Raw genomic sequence first — 23,173 nt, forward strand, 5'->3', positions numbered from 1 at the left:
AAAACGGATTCCGGAAGGTCGGCACACCGCGCGCAGGCGGGTGGTGGCGTCGCGTCACCGGGCGGGCCGGTTCAGATCGCCAGTTGCATGCCCGCCGCCGCCTCCTCCACGATCGCCTGCCCGGCCCGGTTGACCCGGACCGTGAACGGCTCGCCGCCGACCCGCAGATCGCGCAGTTCGAGTTCGCCGACGTCCAGCGCGCCGGCGGGCCGCACGGTGATCCGGCCCGCCGGCGCGTCCGGGCGGATCCCGGCGAAGGCCACCAGGACCGGCAGGATCGCTCCGGCCGCGCGCGCCAGCGGGCGACACGCCAGAGGGTGCGCCACCGGAGCGTGGCCGTCCACGCGCTGTTCGCCCGCGTGCATCTCCGGCAGCCGGTACTGGAACCACGGCGCGGCGTGCAGCAGGCCGGCGAACAGCCGCTGTGCGGCGTCGAGATGGCCCGCCTCGGCCAGCCCCGCGGCAGCCACGCAGGTGTCGTGGGTACGCACCACGCCGCCCAGGGTGCCGAGCGGGTGGTAGCCCGGGGTCCGGGCCGAGGTGGCCCGCAGCCCCCATCCGCAGTCCAGGTCGGGCGCGGTCAGGCGCTGGGCCACCGCCCGGTTCCCGGTGTCGTCCAGGATGCCGCTGCCGGGCAGGTGGGCCATCGCGGACGAGGCCACGGTGATCGGTCGGCCGGTGGGATCCAGCGCCGCGGCGTAGAACTCCCCCGCCGCGTCCTCCGCCCGAAACGCCTTGCGGAAGGCGACGCCGAGGTGCTCCGCCCGCTCGCGCAGCGCGCCGCCGCCCGGCAGGTCGTACGCGTCCAGCAGAGCCGCGCCGTGCCACGCGGCCTGGTAGGTCTGGGCCTGGAGTTCGCACGGCGCGGGTCCCTCGGGACCGAGTCGCACGAAATCGCCGGGTCGCTCGCCCAGCGTGCGCGACAGGTGCCCGAGCGCGCGGACGAGCGCGGGCAACAGCGCGGTGGTCTCGGCGGCCGGCAACCCCCAGCGCCAGGCCTCGCCGAAGAGCGTGACGAACAGCGCGGTCGAGCCCGCGCAGTCGTAGCGTGGCCGCTCGCCGACCCGGCCCAGAAAGTGCGGGATCCGCCCGGGCTCCTCGCCGTCGCGCGGTTGCGAGCGCACCCCTTGGCGCGCGGCCAGCAACCGCAGCACGCCGCTCGCGAAGCGGGTGCCCAGCGGCAGCAACATCCGGGCGGTCCACAGCGCGTCGCGCCCCGTGGGGGCCAGTTGCCACGGCGCGCCGGCGGTGGGCATCGGCGCGGTCGGCAGATCGGAATCGGGAACCACGAGCAGTGCCCGCAGGTCGCGCAGCCCCTGCTCGACCCAGGCCGCGACCCGCACGTCGTCGCAGCGCACCCGGGGTTCGGTCCACGGCGGTTGCCCCACGAAGGCGCGTGGACCGGGTCGGCCGGGTGCCGGCTCGGCGATCACCCGCAGTTCGACCGCCCACGAGCGGGCCGGCTCCAGGTCCACCTCCCAGCGCAGCGTCGCGGTGGCGGCCAGCGCGGTGTCCGGCGCGGGCTCGGCACTCGCCCGCACGGTCATTCCGTCCGGCGCGCTCCACCCCAGGCCGGCCGCGGCCACCCGGGCGGGCAACTCGACCGATCGATGTCCGGCCCGCAGCGCGGCGAGCGGGATCAGGTCGGTGCCCAGGGCCAGTTCGACCGGGAAGCACAACGCGCGGCGGCCGGTGTTGCGCACCACGAGCCGCTCGCGGCCGTCGGCGTACCGGGTGCGCTCGACCACCAGCGCGGGGTCGGGTGTGCCGTCCGCGGCGAACCGGCGCATCGCGAGGTAGCGCACCGCACCCGCCGCGACCACGTGCCCGGACAGCGGTTCGGGTTCGATACCGCCGATCGTGAGCACGTTGCGCGAGAGCGTGCGCCGCCCGTCGTGGTAGATGCCCGACACGCCCTGCCCGCGCAGTTGTCCGTCGCGCCCACTGATCGCCATGCCGGGCGCGTCCACACAGACGAGTGCGTCGTGCGCGACGGGGTGGGGAATCGTGCTCACGGTCACCGCTCTCGTCTCCCGCTTCTCTCGTGGGTCTCGCGCGGGGTCGGGACCCGGACCACCCGCACCGGAGTCGGCGGCACGCCGGATGGCCCGCGGCTCCCGACGTCGACCGGCCGGTCGACACGTTGCCCCCGGCCCCCCAACGGTCACGGCGCCCGGTTGGTCACGGCATCGCGGAAGATCCTTCGGCGCACCTCGGCGGCGCTCAGCGGACTGTTGATCGCCGAGTGCAGCAGTCGCGCCATCGTGTATCCGGTGTCCGCCCGCAGCGCGCCGGTCACCGCGACCCGGGCCAGCACACCGTCTCCGATCGTCCAGGCCGCCCACGCGGCGAGGGTGAGCGGCGGCGCGGAGGCGGGCGCGAAGGCCCGACGGGCAAGCGCCGTCCACAGCGCGAGGAGCGCCTGGTCGTCGGCGTCGCCCGACTGCTCGCCGTGCCAGGCCATCGCCTCGTCGCGCACCCGCGCATCGCCCAACCCGAGCACCAGCCGCGCCGCCTCCGCCGGTTCGATCGTGGTGTCGCCGGCCCGGAACCGGGCCCGGTGACCGGTCAACGCGGTCAGCGTGCGCTCCGGCGAGTATGCCTTCGGATCGCTTCGCACACTCGTGTACGCCCGCATCATCAACTCGCGCATCGCGTACTCCGGCGGGCGGAAGCGGCGCACCAGTTCGGCCAGCGAGACCGGCTCGGGCAGGCCCGCCCAGACCGCCGTCGCGGCCACCGTCGAGTCGCGCCCGGTCCGCAGCGGGGTGCCCTCGGACGGGCAGCAGTCGGCGTCCGTACAGCCGTAGGACCACCAGCGCTCGGCGGTCACGCACACCGCCTCGCGCACCTCGATCGTGTGGCGGGCGCAGGCCCGGGCGATCGCCGTGTGCAACGGCCGCAACCGCTCGACGGCCGGCGCCGGCCCGGCCTCGCCCGCTGCAGCCGACCCCGCCGGCTGCGCGCCATCCGCGTATATCGCCACGGCCACACCCCGCGCGCCGGTGCGCGCCAGCAGCCGCGCAAAGTGGTCGGCGGCCTGCTCGAAGTCGGCGGGCGGCGGCAGGTCGTGCCGCAGCACCGGTCCGACCCGACTGCGCTCACCGGGCAGGATGCCGAGCAGCACAACGCTGTCGGTGGGCCGCACCCCGATCAGATAGGGCACGGCCTCCACCAGATCGGCGGGCGAGCGCACCCGCAGGACGGACTGCGGGGACATCACCACGAAGGGCGTGCGGTCGAAGCCATCGGTGTCGTTCATACGGCGAGCCTGCGCCGGCTGCCGACCCGATTCCGGCACACACCGGCCGACTGTGCATGAATCAGCTGTTGTGGATACCGGTCTTGACAAAACAGGCCACCGAAGCCCAGCCGATCTCACGGTCAAGGCCGGAGGACAGCAGGCGCAGACGAGGCGGCAGGCAACCGTGCGGTCCGACGACGGCGCCCTCCTTACCGCGCCCGCGCCCCGCCCGGAACCCGCCCACACATCGCCGCCGGCCCCCGCAACGGCGCGAAGACCTCCGCCTGCGCGGTCAGTGCCCGGTACTCCTCGTCGGCCAGTTCGATCTCCGCCGCCGCCACGTTGTGCTCCAACTGCTCGATCGTGGACGCCCCAGGAATGGCCACCACCGGGCCCCGATGCAGCGTCCACGCCAACGCGATCTGCGCGGGCGTCGCGTCGTGCCCGACCGCCACCTCGCGCAGCAACTCCAGCAGCGGGCCTGCCCGGCGCAGGTTCTCCGGCCGAAACAGCGTGCTGCGCGCGCGGAACCCGGTCGGCCGGTTGTACTCGTCGTAGCGCGACCCGAGCAGTCCCCGGGCCAGCGGGGTGTGCGCGATCACCAGGCGCCGATTGCGCTCGGCCCACGGCACCAGATCGCGCAGCGGTCCGGGCGCCGCGAGGCTGAACTCGACCTGGTCGGAGAGCACCCGCCGGCCCAGCGCGTGCTCCGCCCGGCGCCACCGGGCGAGGTCGTGATTGCTCACCCCGACCTCGTCGACCACCTTCTCGTCCTGCAACGCGCCCAGCGCACTCATGACCGTGTCCATCGACACCAGTGGGTTGGCGACGTGGACCTGGTAGAGCGGGATCCGGTCCAGACCCAACCGGGCCATGCTGCGATACGCCCGGCCGCGCACCACCGGGGTCACCGGCAACACGGGCACGAACTTGGTGGCCACCACGACCCGGTCCGCGTCCGCCCCCAGCGCCTCGCCCAGGATGCGTTCGCCGCGCCCGAGCCCGTAGATCTCGGCCGTGTCGAACAGGGTCACCCCCAGTTCGAGGGCACGGCCGACCAGCGCGTGGGCGGTCACCGACGCGTACGCGTCGCCGTAGCCCCACGCCCGGGAGCCGAACTGCCACGTGCCCAGTCCGATCCGACTCACCCGCGGGAATCCGTCCACTTCGAGGTAGCGCACGTCGCGCCTCCGTCGCCGTAGGGGTTTCGGTCCCTTCCACCATCGCGCGCCCGGCGCGCCCGGCCAAGGTCCCGACCCGGGCCCGCCGGCGGCGGTAGCCGATACGTTTATGCACAAACCACCTCCGCTTCCTTTTCGCGATGTCGCCGATGGCGGCTACAAAGGGAGGCATGACCGAGGACCGCTCCACCACCCCCGACGCCCGCCTCGACACCACGACGGACCTGCGCGCCCGCGCCGACGCCGTGCTGCGGGACCTGGCCGGCGGCGACGCGCGGCTGCGCGAGGACCAGTGGCGGGCGGTCGAGGCCCTGGTCGCGCACCACCGCCGCGTGCTGGTGGTGCAGCGCACCGGCTGGGGCAAGTCCGCGGTCTACTTCGTGGCCACCGCACTGCTGCGCGAGCTCGGTGCGGGACCGACCGTGATCGTCTCGCCGCTGCTGGCACTGATGCGCAACCAGGTCGACGCCGCCGCCCGCGCCGGGATCCGGGCCCGCACCATCAACTCGGCCAACGTCGACGACTGGGACGCGGTGCAGGCCGAGGTGGCCGAGGGCAGCGTGGACGTGCTCCTGGTCAGCCCCGAGCGGTTGAACAACCCCGACTTCCGCGACACCGTGCTGCCCAAGCTGGCCGCCACGACCGGCCTGCTCGTGGTGGACGAGGCGCACTGCGTGTCCGACTGGGGGCACGACTTCCGCCCGGACTACCGCCGGCTGCGCACCCTCCTGGAGGAATTGCCCACCGGCGTCCCGGTCCTGGCCACCACCGCGACCGCCAACGCGCGGGTGAGCGCCGACGTGGCCGAGCAGCTCGACCCCGCGGGTGACGCGCTGGTACTGCGCGGCACCCTCGACCGGGAGAGCCTCTCGCTCGGCGTGCTGCGGCTGCCCGACCCGGCCGACCGGCTGGCCTGGCTGGACACCCACCTGCCCGAGCTGCCGGGCTCGGGCATCGTCTACACACTCACCGTCGCGGCGGCCGAGGAGGTCACCGCGTTCCTGCGCTCGCGCGGACACGCCGTCGCGTCCTACTCGGGCCGCACCGAGGACGCCGAGCGCCGGGTCGCCGAGGCCGACCTGCTGGCCAACCGGGTCAAGGCGCTGGTGGCCACCTCCGCGCTCGGCATGGGCTTCGACAAGGGCGACCTGGGCTTCGTCGTGCACCTGGGCGCCCCGCAGTCGCCGATCGCCTACTACCAGCAGATCGGCCGCGCCGGACGTGCCGTCGACCGGGCCGACGTACTGCTGCTGCCCGGGCGCGAGGACGAGGCGATCTGGCGCTACTTCGGCTCGCTCGGCTTCCCCGCCCGCGAGCAGGTCGAGCGCACCCTCGCCGCGCTGACCGGCGCCGGCCGCCCACTGTCCACACAGGCCCTGGAACCGCTCGTGGACCTGCGCCGCAACCGCTTGGAGTTGATGCTCAAGGTGCTCGACGTGGACGGCGCGGTCAAGCGCGTCCGCGGCGGCTGGATCGCGACCGGCCGCCCGTGGGAGTACGACGCCGAGCGCTACGCACGAGTGGCCGCGGCCCGCGAGCACGAACAGCAGTCCATGCGCGACTACCAGGCCGACGGCACCTGTCGGATGGAGTTCCTGCGCCGCTGCCTGGACGACCCGGGCGCCGCCCCGTGCGGGCGCTGCGACGCGTGCGCGGGGCCGCGGCACGACGCGCGGGTGGACCCCGCCTCGCTGGACGCGGCCCGCGCGGCGCTCGGCCGGCCGGGCGTCGAGGTGGAGGCGCGCCGGATGTGGCCCACCGGCATGGCGGTCGCCGGCGTCGAACTCAAGGGCCGCATCCCCGACGGCGAACAGGCCGCGGCCGGCCGGGCGCTCGGCCGCTCCTCGGACATCGGCTGGGGCAACCGGCTGCGCCCGATCCTGGCCCCCGGCGCCCCCGACGGGCCGATTCCGGACGCGGCGTTCGACGCCGTCGTCCAGGTGCTGGCCGCGTGGGGCTGGCAGCGCCGGCCCGGCGGCGTGGTGACCATCGCCTCGCACACCCGCGGCGCGCTGATCGACAGCCTCGGCGAACGCCTGGCCGCGGTCGGCAGGCTGCCCTGGCTCGGCCGGGTCGAGTACGCCCCCGGGGCGGGCGGCCCGGCGCCGCGCAGCAACAGCGCACAGCGCCTGCGCTCGATCGCGGACGCGTTCGTGCTGCCCGACGAGCTCGCCGAGCGGGTGGCCGCGCTCAACGCCCCGGTCCTGCTGGTGGACGACCGCACCGACACCGGGTGGACGCTCACCGTGGTGGCCCGGCTGCTGCGCCGGGCCGGCGCCGTCCAGGTGTTGCCCCTGGTGCTCACGATGGAGGGGTGACTTCGCGCCGGCGGACCCCGAGCGGTCACGCGCACGTACCGAATGATCACCTGTACGTGTTGCCGAGTTCGCGGGCCTCACGCAAGAATCGACAAGGCGTTCTCTTCACATTCCCGTGCGGGCCCCGTCGGCGCCGCTCCGCCGCGAGCAACCCGTAGTCGGAGTGTGCGCCCGCTCTCCGTTCCGGACGGAAGGAGGACCGTGCACATCGCCACCACTGCCGCCGCCGCGCCCACTCGCACCGGCGCCGCGACCGCCGGCCCGTCCCGCTGGCTGGACCCCGAATCCTGGCGTGCGCGCGGGATCCCGCTGCTGCGCGACCCCCGAACGCTGATCAAACGGTTGTACGACCTGCACCGGCCGGTCGCCCGCACGGCGGTGGTAGCCGTCCTGGATCGGTCCGAACGCCCGGTGGCCAGCGCCTCCTTCGCCTTCGGCGAGGGGCGCACCGACGGCTGGCGGTGCCGCAACATGATCCTGGCGAACCTGCGCCTGATCGTCCCGGACGACCTGCGCCGGGGCACCCCGACACACACGACGGTGTTGGCGATCCACCGCGAGGGCGCGCGCGAGTGGGAGGCGGACGACGGCCGCTGGATGTGGGGGCTGCACGACGCGTGCGTGCTGCACGGGCTGCGCTGCGGCGCGTTCGCGGTGGTCGCGCGGGACGGCTGGCAGTTGGTGGCCGACGGGCGTTCCGGGCGCACCCCGGCGCTGCGCACGGGCCGCGACGGCGGTCCCGGCGGCAGTACGCCGATCAGGGCAGCGGGCATCGCCCCGGCCCGCCCCGCGGCTGGACTGCCGCACGTGCGTTACCTGCCGGAGGCGGGGCCCGCTCCCCTGGTCCGACCTTCCGCGTCCTGACGGACGCGTCCGATCAGGCGGTGAGGCCGCGCGCCGCGAGCCAGTCGACCAGATCGGTCGTGACCGTCAACGCGTGGTCCTGGACGAGCTCCGGGCTCTGTAGCCGAGTGCGCAGATGTTGCGCGTGGAACGGCTTTATCCCGGCGATCAACTTGCGCACCCCGAACACGTTGCAGAACGCCCGGTCGTCACCGGCCGAGAAGGCGCGGTCCCATTCCTGGCGTTCGGCCCCGATCAGGGTGATGTAGGCGTACCGGTTGAGATAGCCCGACAACATGTCGATGACGGTGCTACAGGCCCGGTACTGCTGTATTTTCAGCCGGTCCTCCTGGTCGCTGAGGAACCGGTCAAGGAGCTGCGCGATCGACGGCGATTCCGACATGGCAACGAACCGTAGCCGACCTTGGCGATTCGCGGGGCAGGGGGCCCGAGTTCGACCGGACCGGATACGGACGGGCCCCCTGCGTGCTACGACGTGCTATGCGACACCGGTGAGCGCCCGCACGCGCTCGATGTCGCCGCAGACCGTCACCGACGCCCCGGCGGTCAGCGCCGCGGTCAGGATCTTCGCGGCGTCGCCCTGGTCGGCGAATCCGTTGACCACGACGACGACCGCGGCCCGGCGCAGCGGACGCGAGGCGGGCAGCGACGCGTAGAAGACGTCCTTGCCCTCGTCGTACTGGCGCCAGTACTGCGCCGCGCCGAAGGTCTCCTCGTGCTGCTGCCACGGGTGCGGTCCACCCGTGGTCAGCACCAGGATCGACCCGGGCTCGGTGCCGGCCTCCAGGAGCGCGTCCACCGCGTCGTCTGCGGCGTCGAAGACGTTCTCCTCGGTCGCGGGGACCAGCGTGACGCGCGGCGCGGCCGGGGCGGGCCTCGCGGGCTTGCCGGGCTTCGTCGGGCCGGGTCCCGTGGCCGCGGTCGCCTGACGCGGCACGGCGGGCTTGGGCGGGCCCGGCTTCGGGCCCGGCCGAGGTCCGGGCTTGGGCACCGCGCCGGACGGGCGCGGCACGGACGGGGTTTCGGGTGCGGACTTGGCGTCCGCGGTGTTTTCGGCAGTCACCGGATTCACAGTCATGTCTGGGGAAGGCTCGGTTCGTTCGTGGCGGTACCGGGATGCCCGGCGGTGAGGAGACGCGGGGAGGGATCGGTGGAGTCCCGTTCCCCGGAGAACACGCGCGGCATGGTGGCAGTCCTATCAAAGCCGCGCGGGGCGTGCCCACCCAGGGTGCTCCTGGGGTGTGGCCCGGGCGTACGACGGCGCATCCTACGATGCCCCGTCAGCTCGGCCGGATCAATCGTCCACCACCACCCCGTGCTCGATCACCAAAGCTGCCAGGCCCTCCGCATAGCCCTGGCCGACCGAGCGCAGGCGCCAGGAGTCGCCGCGCCGATAGACCTCGGCCAGGATCATGACGGTCTCATCGCCTCCGCTCAACCGGAATTCGGCGAGTCGGCGGCAGGTCACAGGGTCGACGATACCGACGGTCACGGGTACCTGGGCGAAGGTGGTGCCACTCGTGGCGTCCAGCGCGAGCGCGACCAGGACTCGACTGCGGCCCGGAGGCAGCGTGGTGACGTCGATCTCGACCGAATCGGAGCCCGGTTCCACGTCGTTGGTGGTCCCGGTCTGCAACTTGCCGGCCAACCGCACGGCGCCGCTGGCGTGCACCGGTTGGTTGAAGAACACCAGGTCGCCGTCGTCACCCACTCGGCGGTCGTCGTCCAACACCAGGGCCACCGTGTCGCCGTCCGCCTGACCGGGCGCCCACCACGCCGCCTCGATCCGCACCGTGCCCGCGAACGGGCCCAGGTCCTCGATCGTGACGGCCTGGCCCCGGGTCAGCGCGCGCGGTGGCGCGTCCGCGGGCCGGGGCGGCACGACGGGCCGCGGCGGAACCGGCTCGGGCGTGGACGCGGGCGTCGACTCGGCGGCGGCCGGCGGCCGGTCCCGGACCGGCGGCACCGTCGGCATCGGCTGTGGCGGCGTCTCCGGGCCCGGCACCGGCGGCGGCGTGGTCGGCTGGGTGTCGTGCGTCGCCGGCACCTCGGGCGGCGGCGGGAGCACGTCCGGGACGGTGGCCTGGAGCACCTCGGCGGCCGAGGCTCCGGGCGCCACCGGCAGATCGGCGGCGGTCGGCGGCGGCGGGATGCTCGGCAGCGTGGCCCCGGTGCCCGGCACCGGAGCGGGCGTGGTGGCGGAGGCGGACCCGGACACCGGCGTGGCCGGCGTGGACTGCGCCTCGGTGACCTCGAACGCCTCGGTCGGCGCGAACGCCTCCGTGGGCGTGAACGCCTCGGTCGGCGCGGCGGCTTCGCCCGCGGTGAAGGCCTCGGTCGGCGCGAATGCCTCGGTCGGCAGCACGTCCGAGACGCCGTCCACGGGCGTGTCGTAGGGCCGGTAGGGACTGGGTGCGAAGGATGCGGCGGCCGGCGCCGAGGTGCCCGGCCGGGGCAGCAGGAAGCCACTGGTGGTGCGCGGCGCCCTGGGCACGGCGTGCGCGAGCGAGGCGGCGGCCACCTGGGAGGCCGCGTCTGCCGCGCTGCTGCGCCCACGCTCGAGGTCGGCGAGCAGCGCCAGGAACACCGGCTCGATCAGGACCCGGATGCCGCGCTGGCGCGCCCAGTAGGTCCGGTCCGCGGATTCGTCCGGGTCGGCCACCACGAGCACGTCCACCCGATCGTGGATGCCGGACGCCACGGACAGGTCGGCGCGGGCCATCCGGCGTTCCAACTCGCCCCGGGTGATCGCGAGATAGCCGTGGAAGAGCACCGCCAGACCCGACTCCAGCGGGCGCCCGCGGGCCAGGATGCGCGGCCCGCCGCGACCCTGCTCGACCGTGGATCGGGCCATCCCGACGATCTCGTCCAGCGCGATGCGCGGGATGCCCAACTGCGCGGCGACCCGGGTCAGGTCGGCCCGCTCCTCGCGGTCGACCGGTCCGGCCGCGACCATGGAAGCGGCCAGCGCGGTCACGTACAGCCGGTCCAGGTCCTTGCGCTGTTCCTCGGAAATACCCAGGGACACCGCGAGTTCGGCCAGGTCGATGGCCTCCTGCGGGGTGATCACCCGGTCCTCCAGGGCCGCGTCGAGCACCGCGAGGTAGCTGTCCGGTCCCTCGCCCACACCGGTCGGCGGACCGTACGCGCGGGCCTTCTCCAGGTACGACACCGCGTCCCGGCGGCGCACCTGCTCGGCCTCCTCACGCGCCCGACGGGCCATGTGCGCGTCGTCGCGGGTGAACACCCGCGACAAATCGGCGCTGCGGCGCGGCCAGTTCAGCGAGGCCGCCACGGTCCGGGCCTGCTGCCAGTGCCGGGCCTCGCCCGCGCCCTGGCGCAGGTAGTGCTCCAGCAGCCGCGCGGTGCCCATCGCCTTGGCCGCGGCGCCGTGCCCACTGTCCACCGGCACCTCGGCCGCCTCGCAGCACGCGAGCAGCGTGAAGCGCGGCGCCTCGGGCAGGTGGTGCGGCGCCTCGCGCATCGTGCACAGGGTGGTCAGCGGCGGCACGGTGGGCCGGCCCCGGCGTTGGAACTCGCGCTCGACGAAGCCGATGTCGAAGCGCGCGTTGTGCGCGACCACGACCCGTTGCCGGAACAGGTTCACCAACCACGGCGCGACCTCGGCGAACGTCGGGGCGCTGACCACGTCGTCGTCGAACAGGCCGTGCGCCTGGAAGTCGCCGGCCGGACCCTGCGGGTCGAGCAGGGTCGTGAAGAACTCGGTCACGCGTCCGTCGAGATCGCATTGCGCGACCGCGATCTCGATGATGCGATGTCGATGCGGGGACAAACCCGTCGTCTCCACGGCCACCACCGAGTAGCCGGGGCATGCGAGGCGATCACCGATGCGCACAGTCACCCCCCAATGATGATGTGCCCGATGCGGCCTCCTTCAGTCGCATCCCGGCAAGCCCGACCTGCGGCGCGCGCGTCCACGGTACGCGCTCGCGACCGATGCGGGGTACGGCGCGACCGATCGGGCGTACCGTACCGCTGGTGACGTCGCGTCAGATATGACGCAGGGTCAGGACGTACTCTCCGAGGGCTGCGGCGTACCGACCTTGATGCCCTTGAGCACCGTGTCGAGCGTGGCCTTGTCCGGTGCCGAGGCGGAGATCTCCATCTTGAGCAGCACGCACGGGTATTCGCCGTCCGCGTTCTTCGCGTCGATCACCACCGCCTGTGCCCAGGCGGTGTCCGAGTCCAGGCTCAGGTCCTCGGGCTTGCCGCTGACCTTGGCCCGCAGCACGTAGCCCGGGTGACCGTCCACCGTGATCGGTTTGTCCAGTTCCATGGTTTCCACCTTGATTTTGCCCTTGCTTCCGGTCACCTCCTTCTTCAGGTCGGCGATCACTTCGTCCAAGGAGTCGGCCTTGTGGGTCACCAGCTCCAGGCCGGCCCGATAGCACTTGCGCTCGGCCTGCAGCTTCGTCTCGGCTCCGGACCCGCTGCGGGTCGCCGACTTGCTGGGACAGGGGCGCTCCACCGCCTGGTCCGCGGGCGCGTCGTCGGGGTCGGGGGCGACCCAGCCCTTGAACCTGGGCACGGTGAGTCCGGTGGTGGGGTCGGTGACCGTGCCGTCCGTGGCCGCCGACTTACCGCCGGAGCCGCCGTCGTCCCCGCTCAGGACCACGATCAGCGCGGCGATGATGCCGCCCACCACGACCAGCGCCAGCGCGGTCAGGCCGATCGCCTTGCCGCGACCGGGCCGGACGGCGCCCGGCGGCGGGCCCATCGGCTGGTAGCCGCCGGGGTATCCGCCCTGGGGGTAGCCCGCCTGCATCGCGGCCGGCGGGGCGCCGACCGGCGGCGGCGGGATCTCGCCCTGCGCGCGGGCCCGGGTCGAGGCGGTCCACTGCGCGCCGTCCCACCAGCGCTCGGAACCGGGCGAGGACGGGTCTTCGTACCAGCCGGGAGGAATCGAGGCAGTCACCCGCGTGACGCTACAACCGGCCCGTGCGGCGCACGAGCGTCCCCCGGCAAATGTGACCGTTCGGAAACCGACGCCGATCAGCCCAGGTCGAAGCCGAGTTGGCCGTCGTCGACGAGCTCGACCCGGGGTCGCTTGAGGTGTCGCCACGCGGGCAGGTCGTCCCAGTACGCCCAGGACATCCGGTGGTGCGGCGTGGGGCCGTACTCGGCCAGCGCGGCGCGGTGCACCGGCGCCGGGTAGCCGGCGTTGCCGGCGAAGCCGTACTCGGGGTACCCCTCGCCGATCCCGGCCATCATGCCGTCGCGGTGCACCTTGGCGAGCACCGAGGCGGCCGCGACGCTGACGCACGACTGGTCGCCCTTGATCACACAGCGCACCGACCACGGCGCGCCGAGGAAGTCGTGCTTGCCGTCGAGCACGATCGCGTCCGGACGCACCGGCAGCGCGGTCAGCGCGCGTTCGGCGGCCAGCCGCAGCGCGGCGGTCATCCCGAGCGTGTCGATCTCCTCGGGGTCCGCGGTCCCGAACGCGTACGCGCGCACCCACGGGTCGACCGCGGCGGCGACCTCCTCGCGGCGGCGCACGGTGAGCAGCTTGGAGTCGGTGAGCCCGGCCGGCGGCACGGACAGGTCGGTGATCGCCGCCGCGACCAGCACCGGGCCCGCCCACGCGCCGCGCCCGACCTCGTCCACCCCGGCGATCACCTGCGCGCCCCGGGTGATCAGTTCGCGCTCGACGTCGTAGGTCGGCGGCGCGATGCGACCGGCGGGCTTGCGCGGCCCGACGACCTTCTTGCCGGCAACCTTCTTCGCGGCGACCGTCTTCGCGGCAACCTTCTTTGCGACGACCTTCTTCGCGGCAACCTTCTTGCCTGCGGCCTTCCTCGCCGCGAGCTTCCCGGGTGCCGCTCGCGTCCCCGGTGCCGCCGGCTCGCCGGCGACGATGCGCGCGGCGGCAGCCGTCCCTTCGACGATTTGCCGCGTGGTGGTCGTGTGCGCGGAGCCCGGATCGGCGTCGATCCCGGGTACGTCCGCGTGCTCGGTGCTCGACTCGTTCACCCCACCACCGTAGGTCAACGATCAGCGCCTGCCGACCACCGTCTCCCGCTCGCCGACGGCGATCGACACCGGCGGTCGGGGCTCGTAGTGGGTCGAGACGCCCGCCGCCGCCAAGCGCTCGCGCAGCGCCCTGGCCCCGGCCGACCCGGCGAGCGCGGCCTCGGCCGAGGCAATCGGGTCCAGTTCGGCGCCGAGGTGGTCGGTGACGGTGTCGGTGCCGGTCCAGGTCGGCCGCAGCCGGCCGCGCCCGGACTCGACCCACGCGCGGGCGAGCAGCGCGGCCAGCGCGTCGGCGGCGCCCTCGCCGTGCGCGGCGATCAGTTCGTCCCCCCGGCCCTCGACCAGCAGCCCCAGCACGCCGCCCAGGGTCACCGGGTACTCCACGCCCGCACGCCGCGCGGAGATCCCGAGCGCGGCCGCCCGACGGGCCTGGGCGAAGCCGACCACGTGCTCCAGGTACGCCTCCTCGGCCAGCTTGACCATGCCGTCCAACGCCGCGAACCCGCGCGGGCCCAGGTGCCCGTCGTCGTCGGTGACCAGCAGGTACGGGTGTACGTGCGCGAGCAGGCGAACCGGCTCGACCAGCAGCGTGCCGCCGGCCAGGTCGGTGCCGCCGGGGGTGCCCCGGCCGTCCGACGGCCGCGCGCGCAGCCGTTCGATCCGCGCCGCCGTCGCCGCGTCGGGCGCCGACTCGGCATCGCCGCGGGCGGCCCGGAAGGCCCGGAAGCCGGCGATCGGATCGCCGGGCACACAGCCCGCCTCGATCCCCAAAGTCACCAGGTCGTCCCGGAATCGGCCCCAGTCCGCCCGGACCGCCGCGAGTTCGCCCAGCGCGTCCGTCACCGCCGCGGTGCCGTACGCGCGGGCCGCGGCCTGGTCCGCCGCGCGCTCCTCGAAACGCACCACGGGTGCGCACACCCGCTGGTAGAGCGCCGCGTAGCCGGCCGCCGCGCGACCTCGGCGACCGCGCCCGTCGAGTGCCTCGGCCAGCCCGACCACCGCGTCCACCCCGTGGCACGCGATCCGGTCCGCGAGCGGCGGACGGCGCCGGCGACCGTGTCCGAGCGCGTGCGCGATCACCACCCGCAGCCGCCGGCCGGTCAGCACGTACGGCAGCGCGGTGCCCAGCACCAGATGACGGTGCAGCCAGGTCCCGGGGCGGCGAACCGCCCGCACCTCGCAACCCGCGCCGCCGGTCAGCACGATCCCGTCCGGCACCGGCACCCGCAGATCGGCGGCCACGTCCCGAACCAGTTCCCACAACACCGGCTGCGCCTCGGCGTCCACCGCGAGCCCGGCCGGAAGCCGGCGCGGTCCGGTGAGCTCCACCAGCAGCGCCACCAGCGCGACCGCGCCGAGCGCCCACAACACGGCGGCGCCCGAGGTGAAGAACCGCCCGTGGTCGACGATCGCGCCGACCACGAACGTCACGAACAGGAGCGGCAGCGCGAGCACGACGTACAGCACGCCCAGGAGCACCACTCCGGCGAGTGCGCGAAGCCCCGTCCCTGCGCCCATGGATCCCCCTCTAAGCGATGACTCACCCGTTCGAGGACGACCCTAGGGCCTGCCTCTCGGCAACCGCCGGATCCCGTCGCGATCCGGCCGCACCGGCCGGGGTATCCGATCCGGGCACCGGGTCCGGGTCGCCGCGTCGCCGGCGCGAAGCCCCGGTCGCGGGTCCGCCCGAGTCGCCCGAGTGCACGTCGCCGGCCCCGGATCGCCTGCTCAGGGCAGCAGCGGCTCCAGCAGCCGGTGCGGCACCCGCATCGCGCGGGTGACCGCGTCGTCGCGGTGCAGCAGGTCGGCGCCGGGGCCCGGGGCCACCTCGGTCTCGCCCGGGGTGACCATCGCCGCGCAGACCGCGCAGACCCCGTTCGGGTCCACCGTCCCGCCGCAGCCTCGGTGCCGGAAGATTCGGCAGACCACCCCGTTCTGCACGTGCTTCTCGCCCCAGCGGGCCATCGTGCGGATGATCGGCCACAGGTCGACGCCGCGTTCGGTGAGTACGTACTCGTCCCGCGGCGGGGACTCCTGGTAGCGGCGCTTGTCGAGCACCCCCGCGTCGACCAGCGTCTGCAACCGGCCCGAGAGCACCGCCCGCGGGATGTCCAGATGGGCGAGGAAATCGCTGTAGCGCCGGACGCCGTAGAACGCGTCCCGCACGATCAGCAGCGTCCAGCGCTCGCCGACGAGTTCCAGGGTGCGAGCGAGCGCACAGTCCTGCTGCCCGTAGTCCTTGCCCAAAGCCATACGAGCACTTTAACCCCGGGTCGGTTCATTCACCGAACCATCAAGTGCTACGTTCTCCGGGCAGCGTTGGTTCATTCAACGAACCGACTCGGCCAGGAGTCACGATCCGGGGAGCACCGCCATGTCCATCGCCACATCCACCGCACCGCGCACCGCGTACCGGCCATCCGCACCCGTCGCCGGCGGCGGCTCGCCCGGCGCGACCGTCCCGGTGGTGGCCCTGGGCACGCTGCTGCTGCTGGCCACCTACACGATGCCGATCGCGATCGTGCCGGACACCGTGCGCGACCTGCACGCGGGCCCCGGCGGCCCGGCCTGGATCCTCAGCGCGATCGGCCTGGGCCTGTCCGCGGCCCTGCTGATCACCGGCAGCCTCGCCGACGACTTCGGTCGCCGCCGGGTCTTCACCGCGGGCACGCTCGGCCTCGCGCTGGCCTCGGCGCTGACCGCACTGGCCCCCTCACTGCCGCTGTACGTGGTCGGACGCGCCCTCCAAGGCGTCGCGGGCGCGGCGATCATGTCCGCCGGGCTCGGCCTGCTGGCCCACAACCACCACGGCGCCGCGCGCGGCCGGGCGATGGCCGCGTACGGCTCCTCGATCGGCGCGGGCATGGTGGTCGGGCCGCTGATCGGCGCCGGACTGGCACTGGCACACCGCTCCGCGCCCTACTGGTTCACCGTCGTCGCCGCCCTCGCGGTGGCCGCGGTCGCCCGACGGATGCCCGAATCGCGCGCCGAGCACCCGCGCCGGCCGGACGTGTGGGGCACGCTGACCCTGGGTCCGGGTCTGATCGCGCTGACCGCCGCGCTGATCGAGGGCCGGCAGGGTTGGCAACGACCGGTCGTCGACACGCTGATGGTGATCGCCGTGCTCCTGCTCGCGGGCTACGTCGCGACCGCCCTGCGCGGCCGGGCGCCGATGCTGGACCTGCGCATGTTCGCCCGGCCCGCGTTCGCCGTCGCCACCTTCGGCGCGCTGATCACGGGCGTCGCGGTGATCGCCATCGCCGCCTTCCTGGGCACCGTCTTCCAGGGCACCCTGGGCCTGAGCGGCCTGGGCGCCGCGCTCCTGCTCGGCCTGTGGTCGGCCGCCGCCGCGCTCACCTCGTTCGCGTTCGGCCGGGTGCACGTGCTGCCCGACGCCCGACACCGCTTCGCCGCGGGCCTGCTCGTCGCCGCCGTCGGCTTTCTGGGCCTGTACGGCCTCACCCCCGCCGACTCGTGGTCGCGCGCGGTACCGGGCCTGCTGGTCGGCGGCTTCGGCGTGGGCCTGGTCAACACCGCGCTGGCCCGCCTCGCGGTGGAGAGCGTGCCGGCCGAGCGGGCGAGCATGGGCTCCGGCGCCAACAGCACCGCGCGCTACATGGGCGCCTCGATCGGCGCGGCGCTGGTGGTCGCCCTGGTCGACGCGGGCGGCATGGACCTGGCGATCCTGGTCGCGGTCGGCCTGGCCGTACTCGGCGCCCTCGTCACCCTCACTCTTCGCCAAAGCGAATAAACCCACAAAAGCACCTATCCCGGACACCCGCCGGCGACGTCGAGCGCCGCGTCTGGAAAACTCGGGTCATGTGACGAGCGATGTGCAGAGCCCAACGACGGAACGACCCGCAGCGCCGGCGGGTCGCCGTCGTTTTCGGGCACTCGGGAACGCGATAGTCGAACGTCCGTACCTGATCACCGCCGGCCTGATCGGCCTGATCATCGTCACCGGCGTGAACGGCCCCGACTGGCCGGCGCAGTACTTCCGGACCTGGCTGATCCGCGACCACGGCACCTACCTGTGGAACAACCAGTGGTACGGCGGCCACCTGCTGCCGGGCTACAGCATCCTCGCGCCGGTGATCGCCTCCAAGATCGGCACCGCGACGCTGACCGCGCTGTCCTGCGTGACGTCCGCGTGGGCCTGGGACAAGCTCCGGGTCGGCGCGAACGAGTTCGCCCGCCAGGTGGGGAGCTGCTGGTTCGCGGTGATGTGCAGCGTCGACTACCTGATCGGCCGCACGCCGTTCGCGCTCGGTGTCGCCGCGGGCATGCTCGCGATACTGGCCGCCCGCCGCCGGCACCCGCTCTGGGCCGGCTTCGCCGCCCTCCTGTGCGGCCTCTCCAGCCCGCTGTCCGGCGCGTTCTTGATGCTGGTCGCGCTCGCCTGGGTGCCCAGGGAGCGGGTCTGGCCGACCCGACTGTGCTTCTCCCCCGCCGCGATCGGCCTGGTCGCCGCGCTCGCGTTCCCCAACGAGGGGATGTTCCCCTTCCCGTGGTGGCGGTTCCTGCCGATCCTGGCGTTCGCCGCGGTCGGCCTGCTGATACTGCCCAAGGAGCAGCAGAGCGCCCGGCGATTCCTGTGGTTGTACGCGGCGACCGCGGTGATCTTCTTCTTCGTGCCGACCTCGCTCGGCGGCAACCTGGCCCGGCTCGGCGAGCTGACCGCGGGGCCCCTGATGGCGGTCGTGCTGCTCTCGGTCGGCCGGCGCCGGCTGGTGGTGCTGCTGGCCCTGCCGCTGCTGGTCTGGCAGTTCCAGTCCGCCGCGCTGGCCATCACGCACGACATCAAGGACTCGCCCGGCGAGAAGCCGCAGTACTACACGGGCATGCTCGAATTCCTGCAGAAGAACAACACCCACCCCGTGGGTCGGGTGGAGATCCCGTTCACCCGCGGGCACTGGGAGTCGGTGTTCGTCGCCGAGAAGATGCCCCTGGCCCGGGGCTGGGAGCGTCAACTGGACCGCAACTACAACGCGGTGCTCTACCAGAAGGACCTCACGCTCCAGGAGTACCGCGACTGGATCGACGACACGGGCGTGCGCTTCGTGGCGCTGCCGGACATCCCGATCGACCCCTCGGCGATTCCCGAGGCGGACCTGATCCGCAACGGCATTCCGTGGCTCAAGCCGGTCTACACGGACGGGCACTGGAAGATCTGGGAGGTGGAGAACGCGACGCCGATCGTGATAGGGCCGGGCGAACTGACCGAGCTGACGCCCAGCCGGTTCTCCTTCGACGCGCACACGGCCGGCACGTTCGTGGTCAAGATCCACCCGACGTTCTGGGTGACCCCCGACCGACCCGAGATCGTGATCAAGTCGACCGCGGACGAGTGGAGCGAGATCACCGTCGATCGGCCGGGCCCGGTCACGGTGTCCGCGCGCGACGCCAAACTCTTCAAGGGCATGGGCGGCAAACCCTGATCGCACCCTGATCCGGTGCCGCACCCGCGGACCGGTCCCGGGGCGGTCCGCGCGGACCGCCCCGCCGGCTCACGGCCTCGGCGGCGCCGCCGGGTCCAAGCCGCCCACCCACTTGGGCGTCGGGGCCCGCCACGCCTTCGCCTGGCCGAGCAGGTCCGCGCTGTCCCGCGCGACCAGCAGGGTCGAGCGCAGCTCCGGCTTGAGGAAGCCGTTCGCGGTCATCGTGTCCAGCGCGTCCAGGAGCGGGCGCCAGAAGTCGCCCACCTCCAGCAGCGCGACCGGTTTGGCGTGGATCGCCAGGTGTTGCCAGGTCCACACCTCGAACAGTTCCTCCAGCGTGCCCGCGCCGCCGGGCAGCGCGACGAAGGCGTCCGCCCGGTCCGCCATCGCCGCCTTGCGCTCGTGCATGGTCTCGGTGATCAGCAGCTCGGTCAGGCTCCGGTGCGCGATCTCGCGCTCCACCAGCGAGCGCGGCATCACCCCGATCACCTCGCCGCCCGCCGCCAGGCACGCGTCCGCGACCGCGCCCATCAGACCCACGTGCCCGCCGCCGAAGACGATCCCGACGCCGGCCTCGGCGAGCCCACGACCGAGCTCGACCGCCGCCTCCCGGAACCCGGGCGAGGCACCCGACGCCGATCCCGCGAAAACCGCTACCCGCATGCCAGGCTCCCTGCGTTGCAGACCACCGAAGTGGTGTGTACCGAAATGGTTCGGTACGCAGTCTGCCAACCCGGCCCCGACACGCCGAGCCCGAATCCCGACACGAATCCGAGCCCGAACCCGAGCCGCGGACGCCGAGCGCCGGCCTCGGACCCGGCGGCGGACCACTCGCGCAAGCGTGTACCGCGAGGTCTCCGAGTCGGTGCCGAATCGATGGCGAATCGAGTCGATGAATCGCCTCTCTCGCGATATGGCGCCAGTACAGTCCCGGCATAGGCGGGCAAATTCGGCCAACGTCGGTGGTGGTCACGCAACCCGACGTTGACGGGAAGACCCCCCGCCACGGCAGAATGCCCGCGTGCCCGCCACCGAGCGCCCTGCCTCGGACATCCCGTTCGAGCGGCTGTTTCCCGATCTCGACGACCATGGCCGTGAACGCCTGGTCGCCGCCGCTCAAGCGCTCGATCTGCGCCGCTCCCTCGACGATCCCGCGCGCTGGTTCTGGAACGAACCGGACCCGCTGAGTCCCGAGCCCGAGCCCGAGCCGTCCCCGCACATCCTGGGCACCGCGCTGCTGCTGTACGAGGCCGACGGCGACTGGCTGGAACTGGGCCTGGACGTGTGGCAACTGGACGGCCCGTTCGTCAGCGTCACCGCCACCGTCGAGGTCGCGTGCTGGTGCGACACCGATCACAACATGCACGCGGTGCAGCGCGCCGAGTGGCCGGCATCCACCGCGCAGGCGTTCCTGGAGGCGTTCCACACCGCCGCGCTCTCGGTGATCCGCCGGATCGAGGGCCCGCGCGACCCGCGCGACCTGCGCGCCCGTGCGGGGCTGCCCAACCCGCCCGAGCCCCCCGAGGATGACCCGTCCGGCCCCCCGCCGGACCCCTCGTCCGGCCCCGTGGTCTGAGCCGGCGTTTCATCCGAACGAAGGATTTTTTCGCACCGCACCGGTGATTCCACGGTGGACATTGCGCCATGGCACGCCATACATCGGACAATCCGGTGTCCTACCTCAGTGCCCACCTGCACCTCATCGGCCCCGATCTGAAAAACTAGGCCGTCATGACACATGCTCTGGACGGCCGCATACCCCTCGGGGAGCCCACGTCGGATGCGGGCGGCACCGCTCGCCGCACCCGGCGGCGGCACCTGCGCGGGGTCCTGATCGCCGTCGCCGAGCATCCCTACGTGATCACCCTGGCCCTGGTCGGCCTGCTGACCGTGCTGGGCATCAACGGCGCCGACTGGCCCGCGCAGATCTTCCGTGCCTGGCTGGTGCGCGACCACGGCGCCGTGCTGTGGAACAACCAGTGGTACGGCGGACACCTGCTGCCCGGCTACAGCGTGATCACCCCGATCCTGGCCGGCGGGATCGGCACCCGCCTGCTCACCGCGATCTCCTGCGTCGCCGCGGCGTGGGCGTTCTCCCGGCTGCGGCTGGGCCGCGGCGACCTGGCCCGGCGGGTGGGCAGTTGTTGGTTCGCGGTGATAGTCAGCATCGAGTACCTGATCGGGCGGACCCCGTTCGTGCTCGGCGTCGCCGCCGGGCTGATGGCGATCCTGGGTGCCCGCTCCGGGCATCGCGCGTGGGCGGCGGTCGCGGCCGGGTTCTGCGGCCTGGCCAGTCCGCTGGCCGCCGCGTTCCTGCTGATGATCGCGCTCGCCTGGGTACCCGCCGAGCGGGTGTGGGCGACCCGGTTCAGCCTCGCCCCGGCCGTGATCGGCCTGGTGATGTCCCTGATCTTCCCCGGCGGCGGCGACTTCTCCTTCCCGCTGTGGCGGTTCGCCGCGATCCTGGGCTTCGCCGGAGTGGGCCTGGCCCTGGTCCCGCGCACCGAGGTCAGCGCGCGCCGCTTCCTGTGGTTGTACGCGCTGTCCTCCACCGTGCTGTTCATGATCCCCAGCGCGGTCGGCGGCAACGCGGCCCGGCTCGGCGAGTTGTGCGCCGGCCCGCTGATGGCCGTGGTGCTGCTCTCGCTCGGCCGCCGGCGCCTGGTGGTGCTGCTCGCCATCCCGCTGCTGGCCTGGCAGTTCTCCTCGGCCGGCAAGGCGGTGGCGTTCAACAACCAGGACAGCACCGGCAAGAAGGCCGGCTACTACACCGGCATGCTCGACTTCCTGGAACGCGCCAACCTGCCGGTGGGCCGGATCGAGATCCCGTTCACGCGCGGCCACTGGGAGACGGTCTACGTCGCCGAGCACATGCCGCTCGCCCGCGGCTGGGAGCGCCAACTCGACCGCGCGCACAACACGGTGCTGTACGGCCCCACCCTGGACGAGGGCCAGTACCACGCGTGGGTGCGCGAGACCGGCGTGCGCTTCATCGCGTTGCCCGACGTGCCGCTGGACCCCTCCGCCAAGCGCGAGGCGGAGATCCTGCGCGCCGGCGCCGACTGGCTGGTGCCGGTGTGGTCCGACCCGCACTGGGTGATCTGGGAGGTGGCCGACCCGGTTCCGCTGCTGGACGGCCCCGGTCAGCTCGTGGACATCTCGCCCAGTGGCTTCACCCTGCTCGCCCAGCAGGCGGGCACCTTCACCGTGCGCATCCACCGCACGAGCTGGTTCGTCGCGGACAAACCCAACACGAGCATCGGCGAGACCGAGGACGGCTGGACCGAGATCACCGTCACCGAGCCCGGCGAGGTCACCATCAAGGCGAAGGCGTCGGCCGTTCTGCCGTGACCGGGCCGGTAGGGTGATTCGGGTTCATGCCCTGGTGGAAAGGTAAGCAAACCGATGGCCGAGCACCACGACCACTCCAGCCACGATCACCACGATCACGAAGAAGGCCGGATCTTTGTGATGGGCCGCCCGGTGGACGCGTACCCCGCCATGGCGCCCGAGGCCGCCCGCGGCAAGGTCCTGCGCGTCACCGTGGTCGGCGAGGACGTCCTGCACCGACCCTGCGCCGAGATCACCGAGTTCGGCACGGAAGAGCTGAACACGCTGATCGACGACATGTTCCTGACCATGTACGTCGCCGACGGCGTGGGTCTGGCCGCGAACCAGGTCGACGTCGGCATCCGGCTGTTCGTGTACGACTGCGTCGACGAGGACGGCCACCGGCACGTCGGCCACCTGATCAACCCGGTCCTGGACGAACTGCCCGCGACCGAGCGGCACCTGGAGGAGGCGGGCGAGGGCTGCCTGTCCGTCCCCGGCCCGCACGAGGACCTGGCCCGCCCCGACCGCGCGATCGCGCGCGGGGTGGACAAGGACGGCAACCCGCTGGTGATCGAGGGCGAGGGCTACTTCGCCCGCTGCCTCCAGCACGAGACCGACCACCTCAACGGCTACCTGTACATCGACCGCCTCTCCAAGCGCGAGCGCAAGAACGTGCTCAAGGAGATGGAGTCGATGCGCGACGAGGTCTTCGCCAAGCGCGACGCCAAGGCCAAGCAGCTCGCCGGCTGACCCACCGCGGCCGACCGGCCCTTCGCGGGCGACCGCGACGGACACCGCACA

At 73.3% G+C, this 23,173-nt stretch carries 18 protein-coding genes; 7 read left to right on the forward strand and 11 right to left on the reverse strand.

From position 1 onward, the window contains the following. Positions 1–71: 71 nt before the first annotated feature. From ACIBSV_RS32215 to ACIBSV_RS32225, 3 genes are all read right to left on the reverse strand, one after another. On the reverse strand, positions 72–2,015 hold the full coding sequence (locus ACIBSV_RS32215) for a glycogen debranching N-terminal domain-containing protein (RefSeq protein WP_395869316.1): 1,944 nt from the start codon (positions 2,013–2,015) through the stop codon (positions 72–74). Positions 2,016–2,164: 149 nt separating this feature from the next. After that, a complete protein-coding gene (locus ACIBSV_RS32220) occupies positions 2,165–3,262 on the reverse strand; it encodes a DUF4192 domain-containing protein (protein WP_395869318.1) in 1,098 nt (365 codons plus the stop codon). A gap of 191 nt (positions 3,263–3,453) precedes the next feature. Continuing rightward, the gene (locus tag ACIBSV_RS32225) at positions 3,454–4,425 is read right to left on the reverse strand and encodes an aldo/keto reductase (protein ID WP_395869320.1); all 972 of its coding nucleotides are present in this window, start codon (positions 4,423–4,425) and stop codon (positions 3,454–3,456) included. Positions 4,426–4,595: 170 nt separating this feature from the next. On the opposite strand from ACIBSV_RS32225, the gene ACIBSV_RS32230 reads away from it, so the two are divergent. Both ACIBSV_RS32230 and ACIBSV_RS32235 read left to right on the forward strand, forming a co-directional pair. Next, positions 4,596–6,743, forward strand: a complete 2,148-nt coding sequence (locus ACIBSV_RS32230; protein WP_395869322.1) for a RecQ family ATP-dependent DNA helicase — start codon at positions 4,596–4,598, stop codon at positions 6,741–6,743. Positions 6,744–6,944: 201 nt separating this feature from the next. Beyond that, positions 6,945–7,607 (forward strand): hypothetical protein, encoded by a 663-nt coding sequence (locus ACIBSV_RS32235; protein ID WP_395869324.1) that lies wholly within the window; start codon positions 6,945–6,947, stop codon positions 7,605–7,607. A 13-nt stretch (positions 7,608–7,620) separates the two neighbouring features. Here the strand turns inward: ACIBSV_RS32235 and ACIBSV_RS32240 are convergent, their stop codons facing one another. From ACIBSV_RS32240 to ACIBSV_RS32270, 7 genes are all read right to left on the reverse strand, one after another. Further along, entirely contained in the window at positions 7,621–7,989 is a 369-nt protein-coding gene (locus tag ACIBSV_RS32240; protein WP_395869326.1) for a hypothetical protein, read from the reverse strand. 96 nt (positions 7,990–8,085) lie between these two features. Then, positions 8,086–8,670, reverse strand: a complete 585-nt coding sequence (locus ACIBSV_RS32245; RefSeq protein ID WP_395869328.1) for a hypothetical protein — start codon at positions 8,668–8,670, stop codon at positions 8,086–8,088. A gap of 231 nt (positions 8,671–8,901) precedes the next feature. Further along, positions 8,902–11,469: a TerD family protein gene (locus ACIBSV_RS32250; protein ID WP_395869330.1), complete on the reverse strand. Its 2,568-nt coding sequence runs from the start codon at positions 11,467–11,469 to the stop codon at positions 8,902–8,904. Between the two features lie 165 nt (positions 11,470–11,634). Beyond that, on the reverse strand, positions 11,635–12,543 hold the full coding sequence (locus tag ACIBSV_RS32255; protein ID WP_395869332.1) for a DUF2510 domain-containing protein: 909 nt from the start codon (positions 12,541–12,543) through the stop codon (positions 11,635–11,637). Positions 12,544–12,620: 77 nt separating this feature from the next. Continuing rightward, positions 12,621–13,301 carry a ribonuclease HII gene (locus ACIBSV_RS32260; protein WP_395869594.1) on the reverse strand — a complete coding sequence of 227 codons (681 nt, stop codon included), beginning with the start codon at positions 13,299–13,301 and terminating at the stop codon, positions 12,621–12,623. A gap of 321 nt (positions 13,302–13,622) precedes the next feature. Continuing rightward, positions 13,623–15,119 carry a hypothetical protein gene (locus ACIBSV_RS32265; RefSeq protein WP_395869334.1) on the reverse strand — a complete coding sequence of 499 codons (1,497 nt, stop codon included), beginning with the start codon at positions 15,117–15,119 and terminating at the stop codon, positions 13,623–13,625. 210 nt (positions 15,120–15,329) lie between these two features. Continuing rightward, complete coding sequence (locus ACIBSV_RS32270) at positions 15,330–15,854, reverse strand: winged helix-turn-helix transcriptional regulator (RefSeq protein ID WP_395869336.1); 525 nt, start codon at positions 15,852–15,854, stop codon at positions 15,330–15,332. 121 nt (positions 15,855–15,975) lie between these two features. On the opposite strand from ACIBSV_RS32270, the gene ACIBSV_RS32275 reads away from it, so the two are divergent. Continuing rightward, positions 15,976–17,352, forward strand: a complete 1,377-nt coding sequence (locus ACIBSV_RS32275) for an MFS transporter (protein WP_395869338.1) — start codon at positions 15,976–15,978, stop codon at positions 17,350–17,352. A 70-nt stretch (positions 17,353–17,422) separates the two neighbouring features. Then, complete coding sequence (locus ACIBSV_RS32280; RefSeq protein ID WP_395869340.1) at positions 17,423–19,039, forward strand: hypothetical protein; 1,617 nt, start codon at positions 17,423–17,425, stop codon at positions 19,037–19,039. A gap of 69 nt (positions 19,040–19,108) precedes the next feature. Here ACIBSV_RS32280 and ACIBSV_RS32285 read toward each other — a convergent pair whose 3' ends face one another. After that, the gene (locus ACIBSV_RS32285; protein ID WP_395869342.1) at positions 19,109–19,702 is read right to left on the reverse strand and encodes a TIGR00730 family Rossman fold protein; all 594 of its coding nucleotides are present in this window, start codon (positions 19,700–19,702) and stop codon (positions 19,109–19,111) included. A gap of 358 nt (positions 19,703–20,060) precedes the next feature. Here ACIBSV_RS32285 and ACIBSV_RS32290 point away from each other — a divergent pair, with 358 nt between their 5' ends. The 3 genes from ACIBSV_RS32290 (at position 20,061) to def (ending at position 23,122) form a co-directional block, all read left to right on the forward strand. Then, positions 20,061–20,615, forward strand: a complete 555-nt coding sequence (locus tag ACIBSV_RS32290) for a hypothetical protein (RefSeq protein ID WP_395869344.1) — start codon at positions 20,061–20,063, stop codon at positions 20,613–20,615. A 155-nt stretch (positions 20,616–20,770) separates the two neighbouring features. Further along, positions 20,771–22,390 (forward strand): hypothetical protein, encoded by a 1,620-nt coding sequence (locus ACIBSV_RS32295; RefSeq protein WP_395869346.1) that lies wholly within the window; start codon positions 20,771–20,773, stop codon positions 22,388–22,390. A 54-nt stretch (positions 22,391–22,444) separates the two neighbouring features. Further along, the gene (gene def, locus ACIBSV_RS32300; RefSeq protein WP_395869348.1) at positions 22,445–23,122 is read left to right on the forward strand and encodes a peptide deformylase; all 678 of its coding nucleotides are present in this window, start codon (positions 22,445–22,447) and stop codon (positions 23,120–23,122) included. The last annotated feature ends 51 nt before the right edge of the window (positions 23,123–23,173 follow it).

The sequence above is a fragment of the Embleya sp. NPDC050154 genome, from assembly GCF_044460165.1.
GTDB lineage: Bacteria > Actinomycetota > Actinomycetes > Streptomycetales > Streptomycetaceae > Embleya.